The organism is Aliiruegeria lutimaris (genome assembly GCF_900099935.1).
GTDB lineage: Bacteria > Pseudomonadota > Alphaproteobacteria > Rhodobacterales > Rhodobacteraceae > Tropicimonas > Tropicimonas lutimaris.
Map to the genome: position 1 here is coordinate 37676 of NZ_FNEK01000038.1, position 7603 is coordinate 45278.

General features: G+C 59.0%; 5 protein-coding genes and 2 pseudogenes. 4 read left to right on the forward strand and 3 right to left on the reverse strand.

Annotation, left to right across the window (positions count from 1 at the left end):
- Nucleotides 1-187: 187 nt before the first annotated feature.
- Nucleotides 188-301, reverse strand: a pseudogene (locus BLR85_RS29910) (DUF6456 domain-containing protein); the annotation flags it as partial.
- Here BLR85_RS29910 and BLR85_RS17075 point away from each other — a divergent pair.
- Together BLR85_RS17075 and BLR85_RS17080 are read left to right on the forward strand one after the other, a co-directional pair.
- Nucleotides 255-1259, forward strand: a complete 1005-nt coding sequence (locus tag BLR85_RS17075) for a phage/plasmid primase, P4 family (RefSeq protein WP_093159022.1) — start codon at nt 255-257, stop codon at nt 1257-1259. The pseudogene BLR85_RS29910 and the gene BLR85_RS17075 sit on opposite strands and share 47 nt — an antisense overlap.
- 160 nt (nt 1260-1419) lie before the next feature.
- A complete protein-coding gene (locus tag BLR85_RS17080; protein WP_093159026.1) occupies nt 1420-1911 on the forward strand; it encodes a hypothetical protein in 492 nt (163 codons plus the stop codon).
- A gap of 32 nt (nt 1912-1943) precedes the next feature.
- On the opposite strand, the gene BLR85_RS17085 is transcribed toward BLR85_RS17080, so the two are convergent.
- Entirely contained in the window at nt 1944-2774 is an 831-nt protein-coding gene (locus BLR85_RS17085) for a DUF1194 domain-containing protein (protein ID WP_244520759.1), read from the reverse strand.
- 609 nt (nt 2775-3383) lie between these two features.
- Entirely contained in the window at nt 3384-5207 is a 1824-nt protein-coding gene (locus tag BLR85_RS17090; protein WP_093159030.1) for a caspase family protein, read from the reverse strand.
- Between the two features lie 771 nt (nt 5208-5978).
- On the opposite strand from BLR85_RS17090, the gene BLR85_RS17095 reads away from it, so the two are divergent.
- Nucleotides 5979-6923 (forward strand): MBL fold metallo-hydrolase, encoded by a 945-nt coding sequence (locus tag BLR85_RS17095; protein WP_212635099.1) that lies wholly within the window; start codon nt 5979-5981, stop codon nt 6921-6923.
- Nucleotides 6924-7241: 318 nt separating this feature from the next.
- Nucleotides 7242-7603 (forward strand): annotated as a pseudogene (locus BLR85_RS17100) (transposase); the annotation flags it as partial.

The window sequence follows — 7603 nt, forward strand, 5'->3', positions numbered from 1 at the left end:
TTGTTTTGCGTCAAGAAATGCCCCCTGCGCGCTCGAAAAACTATCCGGGGCGGTGGACGAGGCGATCGTCTGAGCTTTTGCACGCCACGTCAGGCAGATCGGAAATAACGGCCAGTACGGATGGACCTCCCGAAAAAACGGGCGCTCCGAGGAGCGCCCGAGACACGAGGTAATCGTCTTTGTCGGCTCAACCGATCATGCCGCGGCCCGGTCCATATTCTTCTTCGTAGTGACGGGCGAGACGTTGCAGGGCGATGCGCAACACGATCTTGCCGGAACGGGCCGACCAGCCGAGGCGCTTTACGCCCGCCGATTCAGCCGATTGCCCGACATTTCTGAAGTTCCTGCAAGAGGCCCACGCTGGGCAGGAAGACGTGATCGCCTACCTTCAGAAATATGGCGGGCTCTGCCTGACCGGACAGATGAATGAGGAAACCGTCCATTTCTTCTATGGAGGCGGCGGCAACGGAAAGGGCGTCTTCATCAAGGCCATCGGATACGCGCTGGGTGACTACCAGGTGACCGCTCAGGAATCGGCATTCACCATCGACCGCAGCGGCCGTCGAGCTCATGCACAGGAAATCGCCGTGTTGCGGGGAAAGCGCCACGTCGTGGTTTCTGAACCCGAGGAAGGCCGCGCATGGGACATGGGCCGCGTGAAAGCCTGGTCCGGAAATGAAGCTCCCATGCGCGCCAACTTCATGCGCCAAGACAGCTTCGAATTTTGGCCGGCCGGAAAGCTGACAATGGTCGCCAACGAGAAACTGACCATAAAAACCGTAGATGCGGCCACTCGTCGACGGTTGCGTATGGTGCCGTGGCCCAACACGCCTGACAGCCCGGATAGTACACTTAAGGACCGGTTGCACGAGGAAGCTCCGGGGATCCTGCGTTGGATGCTTGACGGTCTGGCGTTTTATCTGCGCGACGGAATGGGCGACCTGCCTCCATCCATCGCTGCGGAGACCGAGGCTTATTTGGCCGAACAGGACGTGATCCAGCGCTTCATGGATGACTGCCTGGTCTTCACCGATGTGCAGAACGACATCTCCCTGACTACGATCAGGACAATTTATAACGAATGGGCGCTTGGCAATGACGCGTCCCAGATCAATCGTGGGCTTGGTACGAAGCTGACGTCAAAAGGAGCCAGGATTTCGAGCACAGGTGGCCGAAAGTTTCTGCGGGGCGCCTATCTCTCAGCTGCCGGCGAGGTCTTGAAAGAAGACGCAACAAAACGAGCCGAGGAGTCAAATTGAGATCAGGTGATGCACATACTGAGATTCTGCAGTGCAGAGTAGCCTTATTAAGGCTACTTTCCCCGTTCCTGCGTTACACGCGTACGCGCACGTGTAAGAGCGTTTTGGAGGAAGTAGCCTTATTAAGGCTACTCTGTGTTCCCCAGCAGAGAGCGATGGCATGGCCGCTCACATGAGCCGCTCCCTGCAACGGGCCATGAAGAAAGACGCCAGCAGGATCGCCCGGTCATTTGCGTCCTCATGCTACGACTACAGGAGGGACGGTCGCCTGGTGCGCGTAACGGATCCGAGGGCTATCCGGGTCCTCGCACGGGCTTTCGAGCACGTTCTCATTAATGGTGGGAAGCCGTGGGCTGTCATAATCAGCGATGCAGACGCGGCCGCCTTCCCACGTTTCCCGGAACTGCCGACCGGCTATATCCATTGCTTCGTAGCCGGTTTCGACGCCGAGGGACGTGGCACCTACAGCGTGCGCTCGCCCCTCACGCGCGGCGCCGACACGGATATGTGCCGTCAGATCGCTCTCGGCGCGGCACTGGCGGAGATGCTGCACGTGCGAAGGGTTCATGCGCAGTCACCGGCAGTAAAGCGCAGTTACCGGCCCCCCAGTTGCTTCGCAACTAAAGGCCAGCGTTCGTTTCTGGATCTTTGAAGTACATAGCCGCGGCAGATCAGGGTGGTGCGCTATGGCTCGTTCCAATAAAGCCGACGCTGCCGCCAGATCTTTTCACCGATTAAACAGTCGGTCGGGTTCCGCGTGGTCATTTGCACAGGCACAAGCTTTTCTGGTTGTGAAACGCCGACTATTTCCAGGATGAGTTTCTGCCGTACCGCTTCAGCGAAATCAGCCCAGCCCAATACCGGGATCACGAAAGATCCTGCCCCCCCTGTGACGCAGTTTTCATAGTAGACGTCGAGACCTTCAAGATGCCAATCACTCCCCATGCCTTCTCGAGTCATTAGAGGGAGACCATTGATAACGATGCCTTTGTCCAGAACAGCGTCGCGGGCCTGGGTCACGGGCCGTCCCTGGTTGTTTGGACCATCGCCCGAAATGTCGATAACCCGGCGCAGACCATCGTAGATGTTTGTGTCGATCAGTTGGGCGCCAAACACCAACGCTTCGGAAATCGAGGTGCGCCGCAGTGCCGGATTGAACTCAGCCGTCAGCGTCTCCGCAAAGGCAGCAAGGTCCTCCCTTGTTTCGAGAAGCCGCCAGTCAACGATCACCTCCTGCGTGCCGGCCCATTCGACGTAGCTCACTGCGACCCGTTGCAGCAATCCAGACTGAACCGCAGCGAAGACGGCATCCGACTGCAAGGCAGCAGCATAGCCCCGACGCTGGATCTCCATCTCATTCTCCGTCATGGACCGGGAGACATCGACCATTAAGACCAGTTCGAGATCCACCTCGATACCATCGGCGGCGGCAATCGAGGTGAGTGTTCCAGACATCAAGAGTGCAGCAAGTCTGTGCATGTGGAAACGATGCGCCAATTGCGCCTGTCGGTCCAATCACATTCCGAACCTGAATACCGATCCGATCCTGATTTCCAGTGCTCGATTGGATACTAGAGAAAACCCTTTAATGCACCGTTGGTAGGTCCGCTTCGCCGACCTTGCGGTCATTCTCCGCATCGCAGCATCGCCTCCCGTGCGCATTCATCAACTGCCTTCGGCAAAGTGGACCGGATCTTCGTCACACGCCCAACCGAGGTCAAGTCAGCGGACGTTTCTGCCTTTTGCTTGTGCGGCAAAACCTGCGTCCATGAGATCGCCAAATTCCGAAATCCGTAGCGGCGCTGCAGCACAGCTTCCCGAAAGCAGTCGTTGAATTCGGTCAAAATGGCCCAAACCCAGACCGGTCGTCCGCCGCGGGAGCGACCGCACGCGACGGTCGAAGTCGAGCCTCAGATCGTCCCTCTGTCCCGCACCCGCTGGGTGAGACATTACCAATCGCCCTCATGCCGCTCAACTGACTAAAGAATAATAGAAATACACCGATCGCCCGAGCGAAAACGTCAGATCACTTGGGAAACTCGGGTTGGATCGCCGTTGCCAGGATGTCGTGGATGTTGAGAAGTCAACCGGGGGACGCAGCTGAAGATCCGCCCGCGTTAAACTCTATTCAATTTCGAGAATGATCGAGTGCGATGGTTGAAGCGACATTGCCCAACGAACCCGGCCAACAATCCGCGCATCCTTCGAGAGCGGCTCATCCGGCACAAGCCGGCCATATGCGATTTCCGAGCTTGTAACGCCGGAAAAAGTTGAAACCGGGGCTGAATAAGCAAGCGCTGCTCCGGAACGCCAGCGCAACCGTCCACCTGCTTTCGACAATCCGATGGTTGGCCCATAATCCGACCGAAGACCAGAATTTCCCCTTGTCCAGAGCTTGCGGTCATACCTGACCAGGTCCGAAACAAATTCCTGTTCTGCGGCAGTGGTGATCTCGACCAGCGCGCCGCCCGTCTCACGATTGTACCGGGCCAGATCAGGCTCTCCGATCGTGGTGCCAAGATAAACCGCAGCATACAGACGCCCGCCGAAATACCCGTAAATGATCTCTCGCTCGTGGAATGTCTGCAGAAGCCGATCAAGCCGAGGGTCGCCTTCAAGCAATGCAGCCGCGTCCCGGTCAATCACCTTGGCAATAGGTCCGGATGTGGCAGACAGGTCGGCCGCTGGCGCCTCGGGCCCGATCTGGCCCAAGACCGATAATGTCGCGCGAGTTGGCAAACCTGTTATGGGCAGACGGTTTGCCGCCTGAACAGCGGCAAGAGCGCGCATCGTTCTTGCGCCGATCTGACCATCAACAACACCAATCTGGTTGCCCCGGTCCTTTAGCTCCGACTGAATGTCGCGCGCTAGTTCATCGCCGATGCCGAAAATGCCAAGGGCGCTTTTTCGCAATTCGTTGTCCAACGCCGCGGTCTCGCTGGCACCGCGATACCTTCCGAAAACGCGTGACTGAATGACGTTCATCAGCTGCTGTTCTTCGCGTGCGATTGCGCTTTTCTCCAATCGTCCCCTCGGAAACTGATCGAAGTACAACGCCCAACCACGCAATGAGCCAAGCTTCTCTGCCGCGGAATAGACAGACAATTCGTCGTTGAGTTGGGATACCTGGGGGGAGACCGGTGGGGCCAGAGCAACGGCAGGCTGAACACTGGCCTCACCAAGGAAAAACTCACCGCTTGGCAAGGCCCCGTAGGTGAACGGCTCCTGCGCCCCGCCGGTCAGGTCGAACACCCGGTCGCGGACCTTGCGGAAGAGCTGGCTGATCTCCAGCCCCGGCTCCTCGAGGTACTCGAGCAGCGCCGCCGCGTACGGCGAGTTGCGCCCCGCGCCGTCGAGCGCTACGGTGCCCTCGCGCGCGGCGTAACCAACGAGGATGCCGCCCGCACGCACGCCGCCGATCGGGTCGACCCGGCCGAGCCCGGTGCCGATCGACCGCGTGCCCTTTGCCAATTGCAGTTGCGCGGCGAAGGGATTGTCGCGGCAGGCATCGATCAGCACGATCTTCAGTCCCCCCGCGCCGACGAGCGACTGCATCACGAGGTCGAGCGGCAGGGCCTCGAAATCCACGTCGAGATCGCGGCGTAACTCTGCATTCACCGGGATCAGGTAATTCGTCTGATCGACCTCGATCCCGTGGCCGGCGTAGTAGACGAGCGAGAGGTCCGCCTCACGCGCGGCGCCTGCGAAGTCGCGCAACAGCCGCTGCATCGCGGTGTCGTCGGCGTCGAGCGCCAGCGTCACGTCGAAGTCCAGCCGTTTCAGCGCGGCGGCGATATCGGTCGCGTCGTTGGCCGGGTTGGCGAGCAGCGGGACGTGGCTATAGCCCGCGTTGCCGATCACCAGCGCCACCCGGCGATCTGTCTCGGCGAAGGCCGAAGAAAGTGTCGCGATCAAAAGGGACAGGACACACAGAAATCGAATTGCCATGGACCAAGTATGCCGTCCCGACTGGCATCCGCAAGTGTCGAGACGACCTGCAAGTTGTTTTGCCCAATTCGACGGGGTCACAATTCCCGAGTTGACTTTTGGGTGGAAGAACAGCCTGGTCCTGCAGGGCAGATGGGGTGGATGGCTCCCACCAATGACCGGTCTGGGGAAATTCGCTGCGCCGGGGAACTCGCGTCGCCGCAGTCGCGAAGAACTGGCGCGGATTTCAGCAATCGCGCTCGCTGCGGCTGTACGAGTCCGGAACGTCCGCAACTTGCTCATTCGCCCCTGAAACATTGCTGCGGCTTGCCCGAATGCGGCTTTTCTCGTCGCGTTGTATTGTCGGTTTTCGCTGGATTGCTGCTATGATCTCTCTGCGAGCGCGCGCAGCGAATTCTCGATGGGTCGGCAGTGGGCTCCCTGCCGCCGTTCTCTGCGTCGAACATGAATGGCTGCTTTCGGTTCAGGGGGTGATGCTGCACCTGCGAAGCGCTCACAGAGCGTGAACGGCAGGATTGCGCAGTTCGCTGCCGTCGGCCTCGTCGAAGGCGCACCGGCGCTACCGCTGATGCCTGAAGGGCAAGTTTGCCGACATTGGAGACATCCGAGGTTATCTGTCGGATGTCGGCTTTCGAGTTTCATCCGTGTCTAGCCGAAAAGATATCGCTTGGTGGGACGAGACAGGTGCCCCTATGCTCACCTTTGTCCCGCCAAATTGGAAACTTCGGCAGATTGCTCTGCGAATTGGATGGGGCTTATGGGAGGACGCCAATGACTTACGAGAACATTACCCATCTTCATCGCCGCCGCTTTCTGGCCCTTTCCGTCAGTGCCGCCGCCACGCCATTCATGCCCCGGTCAGGGTGGGCTTTTGGGTCCGAAACGCATTCTACTATGGTCGGTGACATCGAACTCACAGTGATCAGCGACGGCCACCTCACAATCCCGTCGGCCGTGCTGGCCCCGAATGCACCGAAGGAAGAATTCGAGGCCTTCATGACGGGCCTCATGGGCTCGGTCCCGGAAACGGTTCAGCCCGAGACCAACCATGCGTTGCTGCGCGTTGGAGGCGAGACAATCCTGATCGACAACGGGTCCGGCAAAAAATTCCAGCCGACCGCAGGAAAACTGTTGGAAAACCTCAGTATTAATGGGATCGACCCCGCCTCGATAAACAAGGTCGTATTCACCCATGCCCATCCAGACCATGTCTGGGGCACGCTTCTGGAAGACGGCTCGCTCGCTCTGCCCAATGCAACGTATTATGTCGGTGAAACTGAGTTTGCTTTCTGGACCGACCCTGAGACCGAAGGGATGATGCCTGATGATTTCAAACCGTTCGCCCAGGGTGCGCGACGTGATCTCTTGGCAGTCCAGGACCGAGTTCAACTGGTCAAGGAAGGCGACGGCATCGCTGCCGGTGTAAGCGTGCTCGACACGCCGGGACATACACCGGGCCATATCTCTGTTCTTGTCGATGGCGGTGACGGACTGATCATCACCGGAGACGCGATGGCCAGCGAGTTCCTGAGCGTCCAGCATCCAGATTGGGCCTTCGGGTTCGATTCGATCCCGGACATGGCTATTGCCAGTCGCAAGGCTCTTCTGGATCGTGTGGCGACCGATGGACACCGAGTTCTGGGGTATCACTTCGCCTATCCGGGGATTGGCAACATCGAAAAGGCGTCTGAAGGATACCGCTTCACCGCATCCTGACAACCCATTTTCCGGTTCCGCATTGGGACCGGACCTGCACAGAAATCATGTCTGGTCACCGCTGCAGCTAACCGGACATCTACCGAAACTGCCCAAGGTCCGGAATGCGCAGTTACCGGACCTCGCAGCCTAGGACCGGTGCTCCGTGGGTATCGGCAAGTATGGTGCGCTGGCCGCAAGGTCGGGAATGCCGACGTTGCGGAAATCTGAGGGAATTGGTCGGATGGTTCAGATGGGCGGAAGCGGCCGTTCATATCTGAGACACAAGAGTTGGAAAACACAGTTGGCGCTCAAACGTCCCTTCGGTCGGGGCCAACTAGTTCAGCAACTGCCGTTCGCCAGATTGGCGTGACGCAGCAGACCTACTACCGATGGCGCAAGGAGTATGGCGGCATGAGACGGGATCAACTGAAGCGCCTGAAGCAGTTGGAAACGGAGAACCAGCGGCTCAGGCGCGCGGTATCTGATCTGACGCTGGACAAGATGGTTCTGGCCGAGGCTGCACGGGGAAACTTCTGAGCCCTTCTCGCCGCCGTCGATGCATTGATCATGTGCGGCAAAGCCTTGGCGTATCTGAGCGCCGGGCTTGCCGTATCCTTGGGCAGCATCGCTCCACGCAGCGCAAGATCCCTTGCGGTCTGCCAGACGAGGAGCGGTTGACCGAGGATATCATCGAGCTA